This window comes from Rhodococcus pseudokoreensis (assembly GCF_017068395.1).
Lineage (GTDB): Bacteria > Actinomycetota > Actinomycetes > Mycobacteriales > Mycobacteriaceae > Rhodococcus_F > Rhodococcus_F pseudokoreensis.
On record NZ_CP070619.1, the window covers coordinates 4,918,959 to 4,939,315 of the forward strand.

19 protein-coding genes are annotated in these 20,357 nt (G+C 66.4%); 16 read left to right on the forward strand and 3 right to left on the reverse strand.

The genetic code is table 11. The features are described from left to right. Positions 1-8: 8 nt before the first annotated feature. From JWS13_RS27640 to JWS13_RS45600, 8 genes are read left to right on the forward strand one after another with little or no spacing between them, the layout of a single operon-like run. Positions 9-617, forward strand: a complete 609-nt coding sequence (locus tag JWS13_RS27640) for a hypothetical protein (protein WP_206008542.1) — start codon at positions 9-11, stop codon at positions 615-617. Beyond that, entirely contained in the window at positions 614-2,353 is a 1,740-nt protein-coding gene (locus JWS13_RS27645; RefSeq protein WP_206008544.1) for a pyruvate, phosphate dikinase, read from the forward strand. The genes JWS13_RS27640 and JWS13_RS27645 overlap by 4 nt, the downstream gene beginning before the upstream one ends. Then, positions 2,350-2,883 carry an acetyl-CoA carboxylase biotin carboxyl carrier protein gene (locus JWS13_RS27650; RefSeq protein WP_206008545.1) on the forward strand — a complete coding sequence of 178 codons (534 nt, stop codon included), beginning with the start codon at positions 2,350-2,352 and terminating at the stop codon, positions 2,881-2,883. The genes JWS13_RS27645 and JWS13_RS27650 overlap by 4 nt, the downstream gene beginning before the upstream one ends. Then, positions 2,876-4,285, forward strand: coding sequence for an acetyl-CoA carboxylase biotin carboxylase subunit (locus JWS13_RS27655; protein ID WP_206008547.1), 1,410 nt, complete (start codon positions 2,876-2,878; stop codon positions 4,283-4,285). The genes JWS13_RS27650 and JWS13_RS27655 overlap by 8 nt, the downstream gene beginning before the upstream one ends. After that, positions 4,282-5,784, forward strand: coding sequence for a carboxyltransferase (locus JWS13_RS27660; RefSeq protein ID WP_206008549.1), 1,503 nt, complete (start codon positions 4,282-4,284; stop codon positions 5,782-5,784). The genes JWS13_RS27655 and JWS13_RS27660 overlap by 4 nt, the downstream gene beginning before the upstream one ends. Then, positions 5,781-6,191, forward strand: a complete 411-nt coding sequence (locus JWS13_RS27665; protein ID WP_206008552.1) for a Zn-ribbon domain-containing OB-fold protein — start codon at positions 5,781-5,783, stop codon at positions 6,189-6,191. The genes JWS13_RS27660 and JWS13_RS27665 overlap by 4 nt, the downstream gene beginning before the upstream one ends. After that, positions 6,191-7,330, forward strand: coding sequence for a thiolase family protein (locus tag JWS13_RS27670; protein ID WP_206008553.1), 1,140 nt, complete (start codon positions 6,191-6,193; stop codon positions 7,328-7,330). The genes JWS13_RS27665 and JWS13_RS27670 overlap by 1 nt, the downstream gene beginning before the upstream one ends. Continuing rightward, a complete protein-coding gene (locus tag JWS13_RS45600; RefSeq protein WP_241032341.1) occupies positions 7,327-8,502 on the forward strand; it encodes a tyrosine-protein phosphatase in 1,176 nt (391 codons plus the stop codon). The genes JWS13_RS27670 and JWS13_RS45600 overlap by 4 nt, the downstream gene beginning before the upstream one ends. A 220-nt stretch (positions 8,503-8,722) precedes the next feature. Here the strand turns inward: JWS13_RS45600 and JWS13_RS27685 are convergent, their stop codons facing one another. The 3 genes from JWS13_RS27685 to JWS13_RS27695 all read right to left on the reverse strand — a co-directional run bounded on the left by JWS13_RS27685 (position 8,723) and on the right by JWS13_RS27695 (position 10,516). Beyond that, positions 8,723-8,914: a hypothetical protein gene (locus JWS13_RS27685; RefSeq protein ID WP_206008554.1), complete on the reverse strand. Its 192-nt coding sequence runs from the start codon at positions 8,912-8,914 to the stop codon at positions 8,723-8,725. A 42-nt stretch (positions 8,915-8,956) separates the two neighbouring features. After that, on the reverse strand, positions 8,957-9,520 hold the full coding sequence (locus JWS13_RS27690) for a pyridoxamine 5'-phosphate oxidase family protein (protein ID WP_206008556.1): 564 nt from the start codon (positions 9,518-9,520) through the stop codon (positions 8,957-8,959). Between the two features lie 114 nt (positions 9,521-9,634). Continuing rightward, positions 9,635-10,516: a LysR family transcriptional regulator gene (locus JWS13_RS27695; RefSeq protein ID WP_206008558.1), complete on the reverse strand. Its 882-nt coding sequence runs from the start codon at positions 10,514-10,516 to the stop codon at positions 9,635-9,637. 71 nt (positions 10,517-10,587) lie between these two features. Between JWS13_RS27695 and JWS13_RS27700 the strand changes: the two genes are divergently transcribed. From JWS13_RS27700 to JWS13_RS27735, 8 genes are all read left to right on the forward strand, one after another. Beyond that, on the forward strand, positions 10,588-10,920 hold the full coding sequence (locus JWS13_RS27700) for a UxaA family hydrolase (RefSeq protein WP_206008560.1): 333 nt from the start codon (positions 10,588-10,590) through the stop codon (positions 10,918-10,920). Then, complete coding sequence (locus JWS13_RS27705) at positions 10,917-11,837, forward strand: UxaA family hydrolase (RefSeq protein WP_206008563.1); 921 nt, start codon at positions 10,917-10,919, stop codon at positions 11,835-11,837. The genes JWS13_RS27700 and JWS13_RS27705 overlap by 4 nt, the downstream gene beginning before the upstream one ends. Continuing rightward, positions 11,834-12,991: a UxaA family hydrolase gene (locus JWS13_RS27710; protein WP_206008564.1), complete on the forward strand. Its 1,158-nt coding sequence runs from the start codon at positions 11,834-11,836 to the stop codon at positions 12,989-12,991. The genes JWS13_RS27705 and JWS13_RS27710 overlap by 4 nt, the downstream gene beginning before the upstream one ends. A gap of 224 nt (positions 12,992-13,215) precedes the next feature. Next, positions 13,216-14,916 (forward strand): sigma-54-dependent Fis family transcriptional regulator, encoded by a 1,701-nt coding sequence (locus tag JWS13_RS27715; RefSeq protein ID WP_206008565.1) that lies wholly within the window; start codon positions 13,216-13,218, stop codon positions 14,914-14,916. A 403-nt stretch (positions 14,917-15,319) separates the two neighbouring features. Next, a complete protein-coding gene (locus JWS13_RS27720; protein ID WP_241032342.1) occupies positions 15,320-16,723 on the forward strand; it encodes an APC family permease in 1,404 nt (467 codons plus the stop codon). Between the two features lie 165 nt (positions 16,724-16,888). Continuing rightward, on the forward strand, positions 16,889-17,719 hold the full coding sequence (locus tag JWS13_RS27725) for a mycofactocin-coupled SDR family oxidoreductase (RefSeq protein WP_206008568.1): 831 nt from the start codon (positions 16,889-16,891) through the stop codon (positions 17,717-17,719). 27 nt (positions 17,720-17,746) lie between these two features. Beyond that, positions 17,747-19,096, forward strand: coding sequence for an MmgE/PrpD family protein (locus JWS13_RS27730; RefSeq protein ID WP_206008570.1), 1,350 nt, complete (start codon positions 17,747-17,749; stop codon positions 19,094-19,096). Between the two features lie 101 nt (positions 19,097-19,197). Further along, a complete protein-coding gene (locus tag JWS13_RS27735; protein ID WP_206008572.1) occupies positions 19,198-20,319 on the forward strand; it encodes an LLM class flavin-dependent oxidoreductase in 1,122 nt (373 codons plus the stop codon). The last annotated feature ends 38 nt before the right edge of the window (positions 20,320-20,357 follow it).

Genomic DNA, 20,357 nt, shown 5'->3' on the forward strand with positions numbered 1-20,357 from the left:
GACCAATCATGCTCGACCCCAACGAACTCACCGTTCACACCCTGACCCTGCGTCAGCTCGGATCCGCCGAACAGCTCGCCGAGATCAACGCCCTCCCGATCGCCGACGTCGAGGCGGCGCTGGAAAAGGCCGTCGCGGACGGCGCGGTGATGGCCGCACGCGGCAACTACATGATCACCCCGGCCGGCCGCGAGTTCCTCGACGAGGTGTACCTCCGCGCCTTCGCCGGTCTGCGCGCGGACCCCGCCGTCACCGACGCGATGGACTCCTTCGAGACCGGCGTCAACAAGCAGGTCCTCAGCCTGACCACCGACTGGCAGACCATCGAGGTCGACGGCGCCCGCGTGAGCAACGATCACGCCGACGCCGACTACGACGCCAAGATCGTCGAGAAACTCGGCCGCGTGCACGAGAAGACCCAGAAGGTCCTGCAGCCCCTGGCCCAGCAGAACCCGCTGGTCGATCGATTCCTCGACCGGATCGGCGCGGCGCTGATCCGCGCCGAGGGCGGCGAGACCGACTACGTCAGCGGCGTCCGCGTCGACTCCGTCCACACCGTGTGGTTCCAGATGCACGAACACATCCTCCGCCTCACCGGACGGGAGCGCCCCGAATGAGCACCGCAACGGGTTTTCGCTGGCTGGTCGTCCCCGACGAGGACGCCGCCGAGCCGAGCCGCGATCTGGTCGGCGGGAAGGCATGGAGCCTGTGGCGGATGCGGTCCCTGGGCCTGCGGGTGCCACCGGCGTTCGTCGTCACCACCGCGGCCTGCGAGGCATACTTCGCCGACGGCGGCCTGCCCGAGGGCCTGGCCGACGAACTGATCACCGGAATCCGGTTGCTGGAGAAGCAACTCGGCCGCACGTTCGGCGGCACCGAACGCCCGCTGCTGGTGTCGGTCCGCTCCGGCGCCGCGATCAGCATGCCCGGCATGATGGACACCATCCTCGACCTGGGCTGCAACGACGAGGTCGAGGCCGCCCTCGCCGCAGAAAGCGGTGACCGCGACTTCGCCGCCGAGGTGCATCGCCGCTTCACCGGCTTCTACGGCCGCCTCGTCCTCGGCTGCACCGAGGAACTCGAGGACCTGCCCGACACCGCGTCGGTCCGGGCCGCGATCTCGTCCGACGTCGGTGACGCCGTGCCGGCCGACCCGTGGGAGCAGCTCCGCGCCGCGGTGGCCGCGGTGTTCGCATCGAGCCGATCCCGGCGCGCCCTCGCCTACCGCAAGCACTACGGCATCCCGGACGATCTCGGCACCGCGGTCACCGTGCAGGCGATGGTGTTCGGCAACCTCGACGACGACTCCGGCACCGGGGTGCTGTTCACCCGCAACCCGGTCGATGGCGCCCGCGAACCCTACGGCGAATATCTGCAGCGCGGGCAGGGCGAGGACGTCGTGTCCGGCCGGATCACCCCGAAACCGCTGACCGACCTGGAAGAGCGCTGGCCGACCGTGCACGCCGAATTGCTCGACGCCGCCGAGCAACTCGACCGTGAGGGTCGCGACGCACAGGACATCGAGTTCACCGTGCAGAGCGGCGAGCTGTTCCTGCTGCAGTCCCGCCCGGCGAAGCGCACCGCCCGCGCCGCCGTGCGGATCGCCGTCGAACTCGTCGACGAGGGTGTACTCGAACCGGAGGAGGCGCTGTCCCGGGTCACCGCAGAGCAGATCCGCACTCTCCTGCGCCCGGAGATCGCACCCGGCGCCGCCGACACCGCGGACGTACTGGTGACCGGGGTGGCCGCAAGCCCGGGCGTCGCCACCGGTGTTGTCGTCGATACTCCCGAAGCGGCACAGGCGAACCCGGGAAGCATCCTGGTCCGCAAATCGACCAGCCCGGACGACGTCCACGGCATGATCGCGGCCGCCGCAGTGGTCACCGAGCAAGGCGGCGCAACCTCACACGCAGCCGTCGTCAGCCGAGCCCTCGACACCCCCTGCGTCGTCGGCTGCGGCACCGACACAGTGGCAGGCCTGGTCGGCCGCACCGTCACCGTCGACGCGACCACCGGCCACGTCTACGCCGGCGCACTGCCGACGTCGGCGATCGACGAGAGCGACGACGAGGACCTGCGCCGCCTCACCCGGTGGGCCGAGAGCGCCACCCCGGTGCGGGTGGGTCCCGACGTCGCCGCCCCACCGATCTTCGACGCGGAAACCCTCGCCGCCGAGGACCTCGGTGAGCAATTGCCCGACATCCCGACCGGCACCAAAACCGTACGCGGCGCGGTGTTCTGCGCCCCCGACGGCGTGCGCGCCGCACTGGACGCCGGCGTCGACGCGATCGTCACCGCACACCGGCTGCCGGTGCTGCTCGCCGCCATCGCACACCAAAGGAGAACCTCATGACCACGCCGGAACGGGTGACCCACCGCGAGGTGCGGGAGATCCTGCGCACCTTCCAGGACTCCGGATGGGCCGCCATGACCCTCGAACTCGACGGCATGCGTATCACCGTCGGCAAGGACGGCCCTCCGGCCACAGCGGGCCAGTCGGCGGCCCCGGCCCCGGTCCCGGCCCTGGCCTCGACCCCGATGCCTGCTGCCGCCCCCGCCACCGCCGTGCCTCCGGCCGCGAGCGCCCCTGCCGCGCCTGCACCGCCCGCACCGGCCGCCGACGTGGACACCGCCGGCTGCATCGAGGTTCGATCCCAGACCGTCGGCGCCTTCTGGGTGGCCCCCGGCCCCGGTGAGCCGCCGTTCGTGCAGGTCGGGCAGATCGTCGAGGCCGGGCAGCAGATCGCCATCGTCGAGGTCATGAAGCTGATGAACCCGGTGGTCACCCCCCACGGCGGGGAGATCGTGCAGATCTGCGCCACCAACGCGGACCTGGTCGAATTCGACCAGGTGCTGTTCCTGATCAGGCCGACCGATGGCTAGCCCGTCGACCCTGACCACCGAGTCACCGCGCCGCACCCCGCTGCGGCGGGTCCTGGTCGCCAACCGCGGGGAGATCGCGGTCCGCGTGATCAAGGCCTGCCGCGCCCTCGGCATCGAAACGGTCGCGGTGACCTCGACCGTGGACCGCGACGGACTGGCCGCCCGGATGGCGGACCGCGCGGTGTGCATCGGCCCCGCCCCGGCAGCGCAGAGCTACCTGGCGATCCCCGCAGTGCTCAGCGCCGCGCTCGGCGCCGGCTGCGACGCCGTGCACCCCGGCTACGGGTTCCTGTCGGAGAACCCGGAATTCGCCGCCGCCTGCGTCGCCGAGGGCCTCACCTTCGTCGGACCGCGGCCGGAAGCGGTCGCCCAGGCCGGCGACAAGGCCCGCGCCCGCGAACTCGCCCGTTCGGCCGGTATCCCCGTGCTGTCGGGATCGCCGGTGATCGACTCGACCGAGGCCGCGGTCGCCGCGGCCGCCGAGCTCGGCTATCCCGTGTTGGTCAAGGCCGCCGCCGGCGGCGGCGGCCGGGGAATGTCGGTGGTCGAGAACGAGTCCGAGCTGAGGGCCCGCTGGTCGTCGGCTGCGGCGGAGGCCCAGTCGGCGTTCGGCGACGGACGACTGTACGTCGAGCGATTCATCCGCAACGCCCGCCACATCGAGGTCCAGGTGCTCGGGGACAAACACGGCTCCGTCATCCACCTCGGCGAACGCGACTGCACCCTGCAACGGCGTCACCAGAAGGTCGTCGAGGAATCGCCGGCACCCAACCTGCCCGAGACGATTCGTCAGGACATCCGACGCAGCGGAGTTCTGTTCGCCGAGGCGCTCGGGCTCGACAGCGCCGGAACCGTCGAATTCATCTACGACGCAGACACCCACGAGTTCGCTTTCCTCGAGTTCAACGCCCGAATCCAGGTCGAACACCCCGTGACCGAGATGGTCACCGGCGTGGACCTGGTCGCCGAGCAACTGCGTTCGGCGGCCGGCGAACCGCTCCGCTTCACCCAGGACGACATCGCCCTGACCGGGCACGCCATCGAGGTTCGCATCACCACCGAGGATCCGGCCCGCGGTTTCATCCCCAACCCGGGCACGGTGCAGACGTGGGATCCCCCGGAGGGGGAGGGCATTCGCGTCGACAGCCACTGCGAAACCGGCTACGTCGTCACGCCCTACTACGACTCCCTGCTCGCCAAGATCGTGGCACACGGGACCGACCGTGACGTCGCAGCGGACCGGATGGTCGCTGCCCTGGGCCGACTGGGGGTGACCGGAGTTCCCACCACCGCGGATTTCGCCCGGGTGGCCCTGGACCATCCGGACTTCCGGGCCGGCACCGTCACCACCGACTGGATCGCCTCTCGGGGCCTCCCCGACTACTTGGAGAAGATCTCATGAGTTACCTCGACTGTGCCCCGCGTAACGCCGACGGCAGCAAGCGCAAGATCGACATCGTCGACCAGACGCTGCGCGACGGCCCCCAGAGTTGGTGGGGCATGCGGCTGCGCAAGGACATGGGTCTGCCCATGGCGTCCGAGCTGGACCGCACCGGCTTCCACACCATCGACCTCGCCGGAAGCTCACTCTTCGAGGTGCTCGTGCGGCACTGCAAGGAAGATCCGTGGGAGCAGCTGATCTCGCTGTCGAAGTCGATGCCGGAGACGACGGTTCGCGCCGGTACCCGCAGCAACGGCATCGTCACGTTCGGCCTCACTGCCGACAGCGTGATGGACCTGTGGGTGCAGCGACTGATCGCCCACGGCATCGGCAGCTTCTGGATCTACGACGGCCTGTTCAACATCGACAAGATCGGCCGTCTGGTCAAGACCGTGCAGGCCGAGGGCGCGAAGGCACTGCCCTGCATCCTCTTCGCTGACACCCCGTACCACACCGACGAGTACTACGCCGCCCGCACACGGGAGCTGGTCGGTCTCGGCGCCGACGGCATCGAACTCGAAGACGCCGCCGGACTACTCACCCCCGAACGCACCCGTTCCCTCGTCGCGGCCATCAAGGGCGCGGCCGGAAACCTGCCGGTGGAGATCCACTTCCACAGCAACAACGCCCTCGCACCCCTGAACTATCTCGAAGGCATCCTCGCCGGCGCAGATCGTGTCCACACGGCAAGCCGCCCGCTCGCCGCCGGGGTGTCGCTGCCCTCGACGGAGAACACCGTCGCGAACCTGCGCTACGCCGGATTCGACGTCGACGTCGACGAGTCCCGCTTCGCCGCAGTCGAACAGCACCTGCTGCGGGTCGCGGAGTACGAGGACCTGCCCGTCGGCCAGCCGGCCGAGTACTCCCTGTTCCAGTACCGGCACCAGCTTCCCGGCGGCATGGCGGGCACGTTCAAGGCGCAGCTGCGGGACCGCGGCATGGAGGATCGTTTCGAAGAGGTCCTCGACGAGATGTCCCGGGTGCGAGAAGAACTCGGCTACCCCGTCATGGCCACCCCGTTCTCCCAGCTGGTCGGCACCCAGGCGGTGCTGAACGTGGTGACCGGGTCGCGGTACTCGGTGGTGCCGGACGAGGTGATGATCTACGCGCACGGCTTCTACGGCCAACCGGCCGCGCCGATGGACCCGAACGTGCTCGACACCATCATGAGCTCACCCAAGGCCAAGAGCTACCAGAACTGGGAGCCCCCGCAGCCGAGCCTGGACGAACTGCGCAAGAAGTTCGGTGGGTCGATCAGCGACGACGAACTGCTTCTGCGACTCCTCGTCCCGGAGAACGACATCGATGTCATGCGCGCGACCCCGCAACGCAACCGCGACTTCGCCCCGACCAGCAAGCAGATGAAGTACATCAGGGACCTGGTCGAGACATCCGTGGGTGCCTACCTGCACATCGAGGCGGACGACTTCTCCCTGACTTTGGAAGGCGATCACCGATGAGTGAGCTGGGGGTGGGGCGGCCGACCAAGCGCCGCGCCGGGTCCGCCGTCGGGGGGCTGCCCGTCGCAGACTCGCGTCCTGTCCTCGACGGCGATGCCGTACTCGGGTCCCGGTGCACGGTGTGCCGGTACCCGACCGCGCAGCAGCATCTGCCGTGGTGCCCGGTGTGCTACGGCGCCACCGAACCGGCCCGCTTCGCCCGCACGGGCAAGACCTGGTCATCGACCGTGGTTGCGATCCCCGTGGGCACCCGCCGTCCGCCGTTCGGGCTGGCGTATGTCGATCTCGACGACGGCCCAAGGGTACTCGCTCATCTCGACGAACCCGCGGTACTCGCGCTCGGTACTCGCCTCGAGATCACCGGAACAGACGACGGCGACCTCGTCGCCACTACGGAGGTGCAGTGATGAACCAGGCCATGTTGTGGGGCGTCGGAACCTCGTCCTACGGCCGATTCCCCGACCAGCGAGTCGAGTCACTCGCCTGGACCGCGGTCGCCGAAGCAGTCCAGGACGCCGGCATCCGGCCCGACGAGATCGACGCGATCATAGTCGGGTCGGTGTTCGGCCCGCCCGGGGTGGCCACCCGCATCCAACGCGGACTCGGCATTCCCTCCGTGCCCATGTGGACAGTCGAAAATGCCTGCGCCAGCGGCACCGCGGCCTACCACGAAGCAGTGGAGGCCGTGCGGCACGGCCGATTCAAATGCGTTCTGGTTCTCGGGGTCGATCAGATGTCGACCCTGTTCTCCGGGGCCATCGTGCCGGAGGCGACCGACCCGGAAGGCGCTGCATCGCTGCCGTTGCCGGGGCTCTACGCTCTGCAGGCGCAGCGGTACGTCGGCGAATTCGGGGTCACCCCGGAACAACTCGCGGCGATCGCGGTCAAGAACAAGACCAACGGGATGGACAACCCCCGCGCCCAGTTGCGTGACACGGTGCCCACGGTTCAGGAGGTGCTCGACTCCCGCATGATCGCCGAACCGTTGACGTTCCTGCAGTGCTGCCCGACCAGCGACGGGGCCGGCGCCGCCATCGTCGGCGGCGACCGCGGCGACCGCAGCGATCTGCGGATCGAGGCCTCGGCGATGGTCTCCGGTGCCCTGTGGGACCAGCGCAGCGAGGACGTCTGGGGATTTGCCAGCGTCGCCCGCGCTGCCGAGAAGGCGTTCGACCAGGCCGGCCGCACCCCGCAGGAGATCGACGTTCTCGAGGTGCACGACGCCTTCACCATCGGTGAGATCATCACCCTCGAGGCGCTCGGCATCGCACCCCGCGGCAAGGGCGCCGAACTCGCCCCCTCCGGTCACACCACCCGCGATGGGGCGCAACCGGTCAACCCGAGCGGAGGCCTGCTCTCACGCGGACATCCCCTCGGTGCAACCGGAATGGCGCAACTGGCCGAAATCGCCTGGCAACTGCGCGGACAGGCGGGACCGCGGCAGGTCGCCCGGCATCGCGTCGGGCTCGTCGAGACGATGGGTGGGGGAGCGGCAGGAATGGACGGCAACGCCTGCGTGGTCACCATCCTGTCCACCCAGTCATGACCACGACCTACGCAGGGCTTCTCGGCTTCCGGGACGTCGGTGGGCTGCGTACCCGGGACGGCGGCCGCGTCCGGGCAGGAGTGCTCTTCCGCAGTGGGACACCGCAGTTCCTGGACGGGCAGTCGGCTCGGAAGCTGATCGCAGACACCGGGATCCGGGCGACCATCGATCTGCGGCTGCCTCACGAGGTCGCGGTGGAGGGGCGGGGACCTCTCGACGAGTTGGGGGTTCGCCACTTCCCCCACCCGTTCAGCATCGGCGACCGCGTGGCCGAGGACTCGGCGGTTGCCCCGATGGACGGTGACGATCCGCTGGTCACCCGCTACCTGAAGTACCTGGCCGAGGATGCCGCCGGGGTCGTTTCGCTGTCCACACGACTTCTCGAGCCTGCCGTTCTCCCGGTCTTGGTGCACTGCACCGTCGGCAAGGACCGGACCGGAGTGGCGGTCGCACTGCTCTTGGACGCCATCGGGGTACTCCGCGAGGACATCGCCGCGGACTACGCCGCCGCTCCCGACGACGTCACCGCATCCATGCGGCGACTGCGGCAGATGGCGTCGTACGGTCCTGCCGCCGACCTCTACCCACCGGAGGCGTGGACGGCGCCGGCGGACGCGATGGAACGGTTCCTCGGCAGCGTCGACCGGCGGTACGGCGGGACCCGCAACCTGCTTCAGGACAACGGTATAGGGCCGGAGGAGATCCGCCGACTGATCGAACTGCTCATCACCTACGACGACGCAACGACGAAGGAGCACCGCATGCGAGTAACCGAAACCTGCGTCATCCGGACAACACCCGATGCCGTGTGGAAGGTCGGCGGAGACACCGCGAACGTCGCGGACTGGATTCCCGCGCTGGAGAAGTCGCACCAGCACGGTGACCTGCGGTACGCGACTTTCGCCAACGGCGGAGGCGAGGCGACGGAGCGGATCGTCCACCACGACGATCCGCAGCGAAGCTACACCTACGAGTACGTATCCGGGCCCCTGCCTCTGTCGTACTATTCCTCCACCTTCACCGTCAACGATCACCCCGACGGCGCCGAAGTCGTGTGGAGTGCCGATTTCGCATCCACGTCTCCTGAGAGTGAACCCGAACTCGCAGCGGCGATCACAGACATCTACCGGTCCGCGTTGATCGAATTGGCCAACCACACAGAAGCGCACTGAGTTGTTTCGTTTCGGAGCGGGCGCGGCGGTAGATCTCGAGGCCGACGCGGTAGGAGCCGAAGGCGCCGGGCCGGCTTCGGCCCTCCCCTCCCGTCAGCGGGCTGTCACGTCCGCCAAACCGACGTGAATTCGTACCATGGGCCGCCGAGGTGCGTTGCGGTGAAATCGTCGATTCCGGCAGGTACACCGTTCGGGGAGTACGCCCGACCGCTGCTGACCGTCAATGCGAATCCACCTGCTCGAATTCTGAACGCGTGTCGTCGAACGACGGTCGTGGCACCAGCATCATCGTTGCGACGGCGACGAGCGCGACCACCGGTGCAGGCACGATCCACCACGACCCGGACCGGGCGGCTTGTTCGGCTTGTCCTTGCCGCTCACGGAAGTCCGTCGGCGAGAATCGGCGGTCCACTCGTCGCGCTGTGGTTCCGACGATCCCATGCAGGCATCGTAATCACACCGACCGGTCTGTGTGATCGATCGGGGGCCGTGAATCCGACTGCGCAGCAAGCTGTGCGAAATCCGCAGCGTAGACGGCCATCCAGTGCGGATGCAGCCGGTAGTAGACCACGTCGTTGTCCCAGTCGAAGGAGTCTGCGCCGTAGAAGTCCTTGAAGTAGGCGAGCAGGTCCGGCCAGTCTGCGGCCGGATCGCCGTCTTGCGGGTTGAGGATCTCCACCGTGCCATGCGTGAACACGCCCAGTTCCTCACCGCGCATGTGCGCGGCACTGGCGGCGGGCCGGGCGGCGAGGTGGCGGGCCTTTGCCGCGCCGCGCGCCGTGCCGAAGTGCCACATTCCGTGCAGGAAGTGCCCGTCCACACCGCTGATCCGCGGTTCGCCCGCGGCCGTGACGGTGGACAGCGCGAGCGTGCACATGCCGGTGACAACCTGGGCGAGTTGCTTCGCCGTCAATGTTCTGTCGATGTCGATGATCGAACGCAGATGTGCGGTGGAGCGGGACAGCGAGGCGTCGAGGAGTCGCTGGAGTTCGCTGAGTTCTTCCGGTGTTTCGCGCATGGAGGTCCTTGTCTGTCGATTCGTGGAATCATGCTCGCACCGAGACCCTGACATCCTGTGTCAGGAATTATTCGCGATCCTGCGAGCCGACCTCCGTCGCGGACTGCACACTTGTCACGGCGAATCCGCGGGCCAGGCGGCGATGAGGTAGCCGATAAACATTTCAACGGCGGGCGGAATGCTGCGGTTGGCGGATCGGGCGATCGAAATCTGTCGTGTGAGCAGCGGATCGGTCGGAACAGTGGCGAGGGTGAACCCGTCCTTTGGAATGGCTGAGTCGGGGATGAACCCGTAGCCGCCGAGGCCGGTGACAAGCTCGGCAACTAGTTGGGTGGTGTCGACTTCGGCGACCGGGGTCGGGTAGGCCTCACCGGCCGAGAAGAAGCGTTGCGCTTCCAGTAGCGCACCTAGGCGCCGATGCAGCCCGACGTAGGGCACATCCCTAAGGTCCGCGGGGCGGAGCGGTGCCTGTTCTATCAGTGGATGATTATGCGGCAGAACGAGGTGCAATGTTTCGCGGATGAGTGGAGTGTTGACGATGCCGTCGTCGGCGTAGCCTTCGCAGATCGCCAGATCGAACTGGTCCTCGCGCAGACCTGCGATCATAGCGCCCCGCAGCGACGTGAATAACGACCATCGAGTGCCCGGATGCGTGTGAGTGTAGTCGGCCATCAGTGTGCACAGGCGCGGGCCTAACGACGGCAGACAGGTGAGGCGGATGACCGGGCTTTCGCCGGTGCGGATGCATTCCATTTCGAACGTAGCGTCGGCGATGTCGCTCATGACGCGCCGCGCGATCGGCAACAGAGCGCTACCCGCAGCCGTCAGCTTGACTCGCTGGCCTGTCCGGTCAAGGAGTTGTACGCCGAGGCCGTTCTCGAGCAACCGCAGGTCCTGCGAAACGGCACCCTGGGTTTTGTAGAGCCGTCGGGCGGCGGCGGTCAGCGTGCCCGCATCGACGATGCTTATAAAGGTCTCCAGCTGCCGGAACTGCACCTCTTGGCTCCTACCAGTGAGAATAGCCATTGTTGCGATGAACGGATACTAGCGGGTGTACAGCTCGGCTAATGACCCTGTTAGCGATTGGTGCTTTCCGCGACGAGGCAGCGACACTGAGACTGAACAGCATGAAATTGCTCCTACTCGATGACCGCGACAATATTGCGGTCGCCGTCACTGACCTGCACAGCGGGGAGATGACCAGCACGAATGATATCCGCCTGACCATCCGTAGCCACGTACCGCGTGGACACAAGGTGGCACTTCACCCGATAGCGCGGGGCGCCGACATCATTCGGTACGGCGAACCGGTCGGCGAAGCCACTTCCGACATTGCATCCGGTGAGCACGTGCACGTGCAGAACGTCATCAGCAAGCGGCTGCCCGGAGGACCTCGATGACCCAGATCAACGCATACCCTCGTACTCAGGGGCAACCCGGCGCCCGAAACCACGTCTTCGTGCTCCCGTCCGTGGTGTGCTCGGCCCTCGTCGCAGCCGAGATCGCCGATGCCGCCGGAGCGACGGCAGTGGCGCATCAGCACGGATGCGGGCACATCGGGCAGGATATCGTGCAGACCCGGGCACTGTTCGCAGGACTGGCGAGCTCACCGAACGTGGCCCAGTCGCTGGTCGTCAGCCTCGGCTGCGAGACCGTTCAGGGACGTGGCGTCGTCGACGAGATCGTCCGGCAGGGCCGGGAACCGCATTTTGTCGGCATCCAAGACAGCGGCGGTAGCACAGCGGCACGGGAAGAAGGTATCCGTGTCGCGCAGAAGCTGAAGACGACGGCCGACGCCCTCGAACGCGAAGCCGCCGACGTGGGTGCCCTGACTCTCGGCATCGTCGCCGATCGCACGGACGACCGACTCGCAGACCTTGTGACACTCGCCGTTGCCCGAGGTGCCCGCGTAGTTCTCGCCGCATCGAAAGACGCGGACTTGTCCGGGGTCGCGGAACCGAACACCGCACTGACAATTGGAAGCGAGCCGGGACCATCCGCGGTCAGTGTGCTCGCGAACGATCCCGGGACCCAGAGCGCACGCGTGCTTGCGGTGGCGTCCTGCCGACCGCAAGTCATCGTCGAGTTCCCGGCGGAAAACCAACCGCCATCATCGATCGCGCTCGTTCCTATCGTCGGTGTCGCTGCAGCGGGAGGGCTGCACGCGGCTATTCCCGACGAGTTCGACATCGCGGCCGGTGAGGCCGCCGCTGACATCTGGTCTGTCGTACTCGACGTTTTTTCCGGTGTTCCCGCGAAATCTGAACTGCGGAACTCCACCACCTTTGCTATTCCGCGATTGCTGAGGACGATGTGAAGACCGAACTGATGGGTTTCCTGCGGCCGGACGGTCGCTGGGGGTACCGCGACCACACGCTTGTCGTACCCGTGCACTCGGCGCTGTGCAAAATTGCCGCGGACGTGGCAGAGTCCACGAACGACGACATCGTCGCGATCCGGCACGAGTGGGACAGTCCTCGCGATCATGCTGACCAGGCGCGCGTGCTAGCCGCCTTGCTGGGTTTCGCCACACATCCCAACGTCGGGGCAACACTGATACTGGGTGTCGGCGACGAGGTCGAGCTATTCGAGCAGGCGCTGACGGCCGCAGAGAAGCCGCACCGCGTCGTCCGGTTGGACCGGGCCGACACCTTCGACGGTCTCGAGAGTTCCGCGAAGGCTGCCCTCGCTGAACTTCTCGGAGAGAAGGTACCCGCAGTTCGGCAACCGGCGCCGCTTTCGTCGCTGTGCCTGGGACTCGAATGTGGCAGCTCCGATGCTTTCTCGGGTATCACCGCAAACCCGGCCCTGGGGGTGGCTAGTGATCGCCTCGTCGAAGCCGGTGGGACGTCCATTCTTGCGGAGATCACCGAGCTACTCGGGGCCGAGCATCTCCTCGCCAAACGCGCCGTCAGCGACGAGGTGGCACGGCAAATCATCGAAGTCGTCGCGAGGTTCGAGAAGGATGTCGCGAGAATCGGCGTGGATCTGCTGGGCAGCCAGCCGGCTCCGGGCAACATCGCCGGCGGCCTCACGACCATCGAAGAGAAGTCGATGGGCGCGGCCCGCAAGGGCGGCACCGGCCCGATCAGCGGTGTGGTCGAGTACGCCGAGAGTCCACCTGGTCCGGGCCTGTACATCATGGATACGCCGGGACAGGACATCGAGCAGATGGTGGCGATGGTGGCAGGAGGTGCACAGATCGTGGCGTTCACGACCGGTCTCGGTACCCCGACCGGATCCCCGATCGCGCCGTGCTTGAAGATCAGCTCGAATTCCGAAGTTGCGAAAAGGCTTCCGGAACTGATCGATATCGATGCGGGAACAATCCTCACGGGTACACCGATCGACGAAATCGGCCAGCGCATACTCGACGAGCTCATCGAGGTGGCCTCGGGCAGGCACACCAAGGCTGAGTCGCGCGGCAATCACGAGTTTGCGCTCAGCTTCATCAGACCGACCGGAATGTGAAACAGGGATAGGATCGGAATCGATACGGGTTTCTGGCATGACCCGAAAGAAGTCGGAGGATTGACAAGATGACGGATCTCATCCTCCCCGGCAGCCCCATCCGCACCACGCGTGCCGAACTGGTTCGGGCGCGGCCCACCTCGGCGTCGCTGGCGCATCAGCGTGCGCTGCGCGAGCAGTTCCTGTCCGACCCGGGCAATGTTGAATTGACGGGAGTCCGGGAGGTGATCGAACGGTCGTGGCGGCGCAGTGCAGCGTGCCTGGTCGATCCCGAATCGCTGGCTACGGAGGTGCGTGAATCCCGGCTCGACGCTCCATTCCTTCAAATTGCGACGCCCATCATGCAGCGACTCGACGACATGGCGCGAGACACCGGGGCGTGTGTCCTGCTATCGGATGCTTCAGGGGTTCACGCGCTTCGGATGGGCGATTCGGCGGCGCTCCGTTGGGCCGATTCGCATGCGGCGGTGATCGGCATGGGGGCGGCCGAGGAGTTCGCGGGCACGAACTCCGATGGAACCGCACTCGAAGAGGTTGGGACGGTACAGGTATGGGGGCCAGAGCACTATGCCGAGGACCTACAGGGGACATACTGCACGTCCGCGCCGATCCTCGATAGCCTGCGCAATCGTGTCGTCGCGGTACTCACGCTGATGGTGCCGGAGCATATCGCTCTCGATTCGGCACCCGGCGCGCTCGCCCTACCGGTGGAGTGGGCCGCCGGCGAGATCGGCCGGCAGGTGGCCGATCGCTTGACCTTCCGCGAACAGGCCCTTCTGCGGGCGTATACACGTGAGTCCCGGTTGCGTGGTGGTGCCGCCGTCGTCGCGATCGACGACCGCACGACAATCGCGAGTAACCGGGCCAAAGAGATGCTGTCGAACAGTGACTTCGCGGTCCTGTCTGCCGTCGCACGGCAGGTGGACGCGTTCGGCGAGGTACGGGAGGAGGTTGTGGTGCTCGCCGACAGTCGTGCGTTGACTGTCACCGTGAAACCGGTGACGGTCGACGGCCGGGTGATCGGTGCGGTGATGCGGCTCCATGAGATCACGGCCCGGTCAGCGATCGGCGGCGCCGCGGTACTACCGGCTCCGGTCTCGCTGGCCCCCCTCGATGACCTCATCGGCGCCAGCGCCGTGGTGCGTCGGCTGAAGTCGGCGGCTGTAGCCGCGATGGCGCAGGGTGTCGCGGTGTGCCTGACCGGCGAGCGCGGCACCGGCCGCACCCACCTTGCCCGTCTGATGGCAGCGGCTATGACACCGGAGGTAGCGGTGATCGACTGCGGTCCAGTCGATTCGGGGAATGCCGGGGCGTTCGCGGCAATGCTCGACGCCGCGCTCGACGCCGGCCGGACTGTGGTAGCCAGAAATTTCGATCAGCTTTCGCCGGAAGTCCTCGACCACACGCGGGATGGCCTCCGGGCAGCCGCGGAACGGGGAAAGCTCATGGCAACGGCTTACGATATGGATGCTGGATTCTTCACCGACGCCATCGGTACCGTGCCGATCGAGTTGCGGCTACCGCCCCTGCGGTCGCGGCGTGATGACATACCCCTGCTCGTCGGATATTTTCTGAGATCGGCGGACCCCGGCGCGAGGAAGGTGTGCAGCGGCCGGCTCCTAGCCGCACTGGCGAATGCCGAGTGGCCCGGGAACGTGGCGCAGCTGCGCGACGTCGTGACAACGGCCGCGACCCGGAACACAACGGGAACGGTGTGTGTGTCCGACGTGAACGAGGCGCACCAGGCAGCTTTGGCCCGCGGGCGGCTCAGCAGACTCGAAGCCGCGGAGCTCGAGCAGATACGCCATGCACTGGCCGAGTCTGAAGGTAACCGGGCCAAGGCCGCGGATCTGCTCGAGATCGGGAGGTCGACCCTGTATCGGAAGATGGAAAATTACAATCGGAGGGGCTACGAACTCGGCTGACTCGGGGTGCTGGGGCCGCTGCGCGCATTGCGCACGCGGCCCCTTTTTTGCTGCGCACAGCGGTAGTTCGGAGGCGTCCCATATTGACACAGTCCGGTGGCCGACGCGGCTGCCTAGACTTCCCCCAGTCCGAAATAAGAGACGCAGATCACTGTATCCGCGAAGTAGCGCGGTGGTGATTCGACGCTTCTTTCACAATCGAAATTCGGCGATACGGCGGTTCCCTATCCGCCGAACGGACTGTCGACCGATTCACTCCCGACGGGATCAGGTGGATATGAAAATGCAGGAACCCCCGGCAGCCCCGGCGCTGCCTTCGAGCGGAGCTGAGGGCACCACCGAGCCCACGCAGCCGACGCGGCTAACCGGCAATCTCGGAACCACGCCGCTAGTCCTCGGTGTCATGGCGTTTTCAGCTCCGATTGTCACGATCGCCGGCTACATGGCCTTCGCCATCGACTTCGCCGGCGAGATCGCACCGCTGGTCTACATCATCACCACAGCGCTCGTGCTCATCTTCGCGGTCGGGTTCACCACAATGACGCGGCGAGTGCCCCGCCCAGGTGCGTTCTACGCCTACATCACCGTGGGGATAGGCAGGGCGTTCGGACTCGGCAGCGCCTTCGTAGCAGCGCTGTCGTACACGATGATCCTCGTCGGCCTCTACTGCTTCACCGGCGTGACCATCGCCGAGATGATCACGCTCTTCCGCGGTCCGGAAACCCAGTGGTGGATATGGACGCTCCTCGCGTGGGCGATCGTCAGTGTGCTGGGATACTTCCACGTCGAGGTGTCGGCCAAGGTCCTCAGCATCGTCATGGGGTTCGAGATCCTGCTGGTGGTGGTGTTCAATTTCGCCTCGCTGGGTCAGGGCGGCGTCGATGGTCTCTCGGTGCAGCCGTTCAACCCCTCAGGCCTGAGTGGAGCCGGCGCCGGAATCTTCGTCGCACTCCTGTTCACCTTCGGCAACTTCGTCGGATTCGAATCGACGGCCCTGTACCGCGACGAGGTTCGGGAACCGGTCAAGACGATCCCGCGGGCGACGTATCTCGCGGTGATCTTCATCGGCATCTTCTACAGCGTCTCCTGTTATGCCCTGATCTCCGCCTACGGGTCGAGTTCCCAACAGGTCGCACAGGACAACCCGGCCGGGATGTTCAATGACGCTCTCGACACGTTCGTCGCGTCGAACGTGTCGATGATCGCGGCTGCGCTGGTCGCCACGTCGTCGATCGCCGCTCTGATCTCGACGCACAACGTGGCCTCGCGTTACATCTTCAACCTGGCCGCCGATCATGCGGTGCCGCGGTATCTGGCAGGTGTCCACCCCAAGCATCATTCGCCCTATCGGGCTTCGCTCGCGGTCGCGGTGATCGCGGTGGTCGCCCTGGTCACGATCGCCGGTCTGCCTGTCAATGCACCGGTGGTGTATGGCGCGATGAGTGGACTCGGCTCGATGGGGGTGATGACTCTGATGGTGCTGGTCAGCATCGCCGTCATTGCCTGGTTCGCCCGCCCGCTCAACCGCGGCACCGACAGCATTTGGAAGACCGCCATCGCTCCACTCATCTCCATCATCGCCATCGGAACGATCGTCGTGTTCGCGATGTCCCGGTTCGACCTCGTGGTAGGCGGTCAGCCCGGACAGTTGACGTGGCTGCTCGCGGTTCCGGCGACGGCCCTGGCGATCGGTATCGCCATCGCGCTGTACTTCCGCAGTGCGAAACCGGAGTACTACGAGAATCTCGGGCGCGCCGAACGTGGCGACGAGGACACAGCAGCAGGAGGCACGAAGCTGCAGGTCTGAGCGTTGCACGTGCCCGTTCGGTGACCGAGGATGCATCTGTGATCCGACGCGCCGAATGGGCATTTCGCGCTGTGTCAGATTGGCACAGTTCACAGCATCCCCGTAAAGGGAATCTAGATCACCGGCCGCCTGTGACGGGCGGCACCGAAGGAGAGGAACGAAGCAATGGGACGTGTCGAAGGCAAAGTCGCATTCATCTCGGGCGCGGCACGCGGTCAGGGCCGGAGCCACGCGGTGGCGCTGGCGGAGGAGGGGGCGGACATCATCGCCTTCGACGTGTGCGCTCCAGTCGAAACGGCGCCGTATCCGATGGCGTCCGAAGAGGACCTGCAGGAGACGGTGCGTCTCGTGGAGAAGGCGGGCGGTCGGATCCTCGCCCGAAAGGCCGACGTACGCGACCTCGACCGCCTCACCGAGATCGTCGATGAGGGCGTGGATCAGTTCGGCCGACTGGACATCATACTCGCCAACGCGGGCATCGTCAGCCAAGGGCTCATGTCGCAGATGACCGCCACCCAGTGGCAGGAAATGATCGACATCAACCTGACCGGTGTTTTCAACACCGTCCGGGCCGGGATGAACCAGATGATCGACGCCGGCAACGGCGGATCGATCCTGCTGACCAGCTCTGCCGCCGGCCTGCGGAGCATGGACAACATCGGCCACTACGTGGCGGCCAAGCACGGGGTGACAGGTCTGGCCAAGGCACTGGCGAACGAGCTCGGGAAGCACAACATCCGAGTCAACTCACTGCACCCGAGCAACGTCCGGACGGACATGCTCGTCAACGAGGGCAACTTCCGGATGTTCCGGCCCGACCTGGAGCACCCGCAGCTCGAGGATGCCATCGAGGCTTACGGCACGATTCATCTGCTCGACGTCCCCTGGATCGAGCCGGAAGACGTGAGCGCGGCGGTGCTCTACCTGGTGTCACACGAGGGGCGGTTCATCACCGGCGCCCAGTTCACCATCGACGCCGGTTTCCAGGCCAAATGAGGTGACGGCACAGCTGGAAGGTGCGCCGTGACGACCGCGAGTCGGCCGGGGCAAACCCGGGAACTCGCTGAATTCGTCAGCGCCTTGACCCTCTCGGAGGTACCGCAGCTGGCCGCTGACCGGGCGCGAACGGCGATCGCCGATGTGATCGGGGTGGCTATCGCGGGCCGCCGCCACCGCATCGGTTCGACGATGCTCGAGTACGTCGCCGATCAAGAGGCACGCGAGGTCTCCGGCATACTCGGTGGCGGTCGCACGTCTCCCGAACTCGCGGGCCTGGTCAACGGAACCTTCGCGCATGCCATGGATTTCGATGACTCGAACCATCCGTTGTACGGGCATCCCAGTTGCCATCTGGTACCGGCGATGCTGGCGGTAGGGGAAGAATGTGGCGCCTCGTTCGGCGACGCGCTGACGGCCTACATCGCGGGATTCGAGGTCGACGCCGCCCTGGCTAGTGCGATGAATATGGCGCACTACGAGACCGGATTCCACTCCACCGGCACGATCGGCACCGTCGGCGCCGCAGCAGCGGCGGCCCGGACGATGGGTCTCGACGGCGAGACGACACAACGAGCGTTGGGCATCGCCGCCTCCCGCGCCGCCGGCATCCGCGCCAATACCGGGACGATGACCAAACCATTGCACGCCGGAGCAGCGGCCATGGGCGGAATCCAAGCCGCTCGACTCGCCGCCCGCGGCTGGGACGCCGATCCCGCCGCTCTGGAAGCCGACCTCGGGTTCTGCTCGGTGTTCATGGGACGTGCCGCGGGCACCCCGGTGGAATTCGCCGCGCAGCTCGGCCGGACCTGGTCCCTTCTCGACCCGGTCGGGCTGGCGATCAAACCCTATCCCTCGTGTGGCGCTTCGCATCCGGCCGTGCAAGCCGCGTTGACGATCCATACCGAACTCGGTGACGACGAGATCCGGCAGATCCGGGTGGGGGTCAGCGCCCTCGCGCCGAAGCTACTGGTACACAACACACCGGTGACCGGGAACGAGGCACGGTTCAGCGCGCAGTACACGGTGGCGGCGGCGCTGGTCCGGGGTCACCTCGACCTGTCGGACTTCACCTCGGACGCAGTCGCCGATCCCGCTGTGCGCGCACTGATGGAGCGAATTACGGTCGTCGTCGACGAACGCCACCGTGACGGCACCGAGTTCCCCGCCTCGATCGAGGTGCACACAATGTCCGGGCGTCGTATCGAGCGGACGGTCGAGATAGCTCGGGGCAAGAACGCGGACCCGATGAGCGACGCCGAACTGGAGGCGAAATTCATCGCCTGTGCCGGCCCCGCGAAGACCGCACTGTGGGCGGGCATCCGAAAAGCCGCGCTCGACGTTCCGGTAGCGGAGATCGTCGCATCCACGGTGTGACCGCGTGCCACTTTGGCACAGTTCGCGCACGGCAGTGACTGTGACACTTCAAGTAGGTCAACAGTTCTCCGAGAACTACTCAGAACAAAGGGAGGAAAGTCGTGGATATCGGCCTTTTCATGGTTCCGTTTCGGCTTCCGGAAACGAATTTTCAAGACGGCTTCGACTGGGACATGCAGGTCATCCGGTGGGCCGAGGAGTACGGACTGTCGGAGGTGTGGGTCGGTGAGCACACCACCCAGCGCTGGGAACCGGTCGCCAGCCCTGAGCTGTACCTGGCGGCAGCGATCACCCAGACTAGCCGCATCAAGCTCGCGACCGGTGCCAACGTTCCGGCGAACCACAACCCGATCGCGCTGGCCCACCGGTTGATGCAATTCGACCACATGTCCCGCGGCCGCCTAATGGTTGGTTTGGGTGCCGGCGCGACCCGCGAAGATCTGCAGATCCACGGCACCAGCGAGCCCAAGCCGATGATGGCAGAGGCCGTCGAGATCATGCGCAAGGTCTGGTCCGGGGAACGTCCTCTGCGCCATGAGGGCAAGTACTGGACGCTCGATGTCCCCGCCTACAGTGAGGAACTGAGCGGACCGTTCTTGACCCCCTATCAGCAGCCCCATCCGCCGCTGGCCATGGCCGGTCTGAGCCCCAACTCGGGCACCCTCAGGGAGGCCGGCGCAGCCGGCTGTCTGCCGATGAGCTTTGCGATCAATCGCGATTACCTTGCCGGCCACTGGCATAAGTATGTCGAAGGCGCCGAATCCGCCGGCCACACGCCGAACCGCAACGATTGGCGCGTCGCCCATACCGTCTTCGTCGCCGACACCGATGAAGAAGCGATGGAGCTCGCGATCAGGGGCGGACTCGGCCGCAGCTACCGCGAATGGACCTGGCCGGCGTACGCCCGCTCCGGCATGCTCCCCCTCATGGCACCCGAGCTCGACGAGCACGATCCGGCAACGATGTCACTCGAGTACTTCGCTGAAAATCATTGGCTCATCGGCTCTCCGGACACCGTCGTCGAGAAGTTGCAGCGCGATATCGAGGTCTCCGGCGGCTTCGGCACGCTCATCGCTTTTACCTTCGACTACCTCGACCAGCCGGAGGCCTATCGGCGCAACCTCGAACTCCTCGGCACGGAGGTACTGCCGCGGATCAAGAACCTCGAACACAAGACCGAGTCGCTGTCCGAGTTGCAGCAGCAGATCGCGGTCGCACGCTGACCGGCAACACCCGCCTGGTTTACCGGGCCCGGCCGGAA

What these genes read in the sequence shown, in the direction of transcription:
- JWS13_RS27640 (WP_206008542.1), top strand. Translation starts at nt 9, where the DNA reads ATGCTCGACCCCAACGAACTCACCGTTCACACCCTGACCCTGCGTCAG.
- JWS13_RS27705 (WP_206008563.1), top strand. Translation starts at nt 10,917, where the DNA reads ATGACCCAGATCAACGCATACCCTCGTACTCAGGGGCAACCCGGCGCC.
- JWS13_RS45600 (WP_241032341.1), top strand. Translation starts at nt 7,327, where the DNA reads ATGACCACGACCTACGCAGGGCTTCTCGGCTTCCGGGACGTCGGTGGG.
- JWS13_RS27650 (WP_206008545.1), top strand. Translation starts at nt 2,350, where the DNA reads ATGACCACGCCGGAACGGGTGACCCACCGCGAGGTGCGGGAGATCCTG.
- JWS13_RS27700 (WP_206008560.1), top strand. Translation starts at nt 10,588, where the DNA reads ATGACCCTGTTAGCGATTGGTGCTTTCCGCGACGAGGCAGCGACACTG.
- JWS13_RS27725 (WP_206008568.1), top strand. Translation starts at nt 16,889, where the DNA reads ATGGGACGTGTCGAAGGCAAAGTCGCATTCATCTCGGGCGCGGCACGC.
- JWS13_RS27670 (WP_206008553.1), top strand. Translation starts at nt 6,191, where the DNA reads ATGAACCAGGCCATGTTGTGGGGCGTCGGAACCTCGTCCTACGGCCGA.
- JWS13_RS27660 (WP_206008549.1), top strand. Translation starts at nt 4,282, where the DNA reads ATGAGTTACCTCGACTGTGCCCCGCGTAACGCCGACGGCAGCAAGCGC.
- JWS13_RS27655 (WP_206008547.1), top strand. Translation starts at nt 2,876, where the DNA reads ATGGCTAGCCCGTCGACCCTGACCACCGAGTCACCGCGCCGCACCCCG.
- JWS13_RS27690 (WP_206008556.1), bottom strand. Translation starts at nt 9,520, where the DNA reads ATGCGCGAAACACCGGAAGAACTCAGCGAACTCCAGCGACTCCTCGAC.
- JWS13_RS27645 (WP_206008544.1), top strand. Translation starts at nt 614, where the DNA reads ATGAGCACCGCAACGGGTTTTCGCTGGCTGGTCGTCCCCGACGAGGAC.
- JWS13_RS27720 (WP_241032342.1), top strand. Translation starts at nt 15,320, where the DNA reads ATGGCGTTTTCAGCTCCGATTGTCACGATCGCCGGCTACATGGCCTTC.
- JWS13_RS27665 (WP_206008552.1), top strand. Translation starts at nt 5,781, where the DNA reads ATGAGTGAGCTGGGGGTGGGGCGGCCGACCAAGCGCCGCGCCGGGTCC.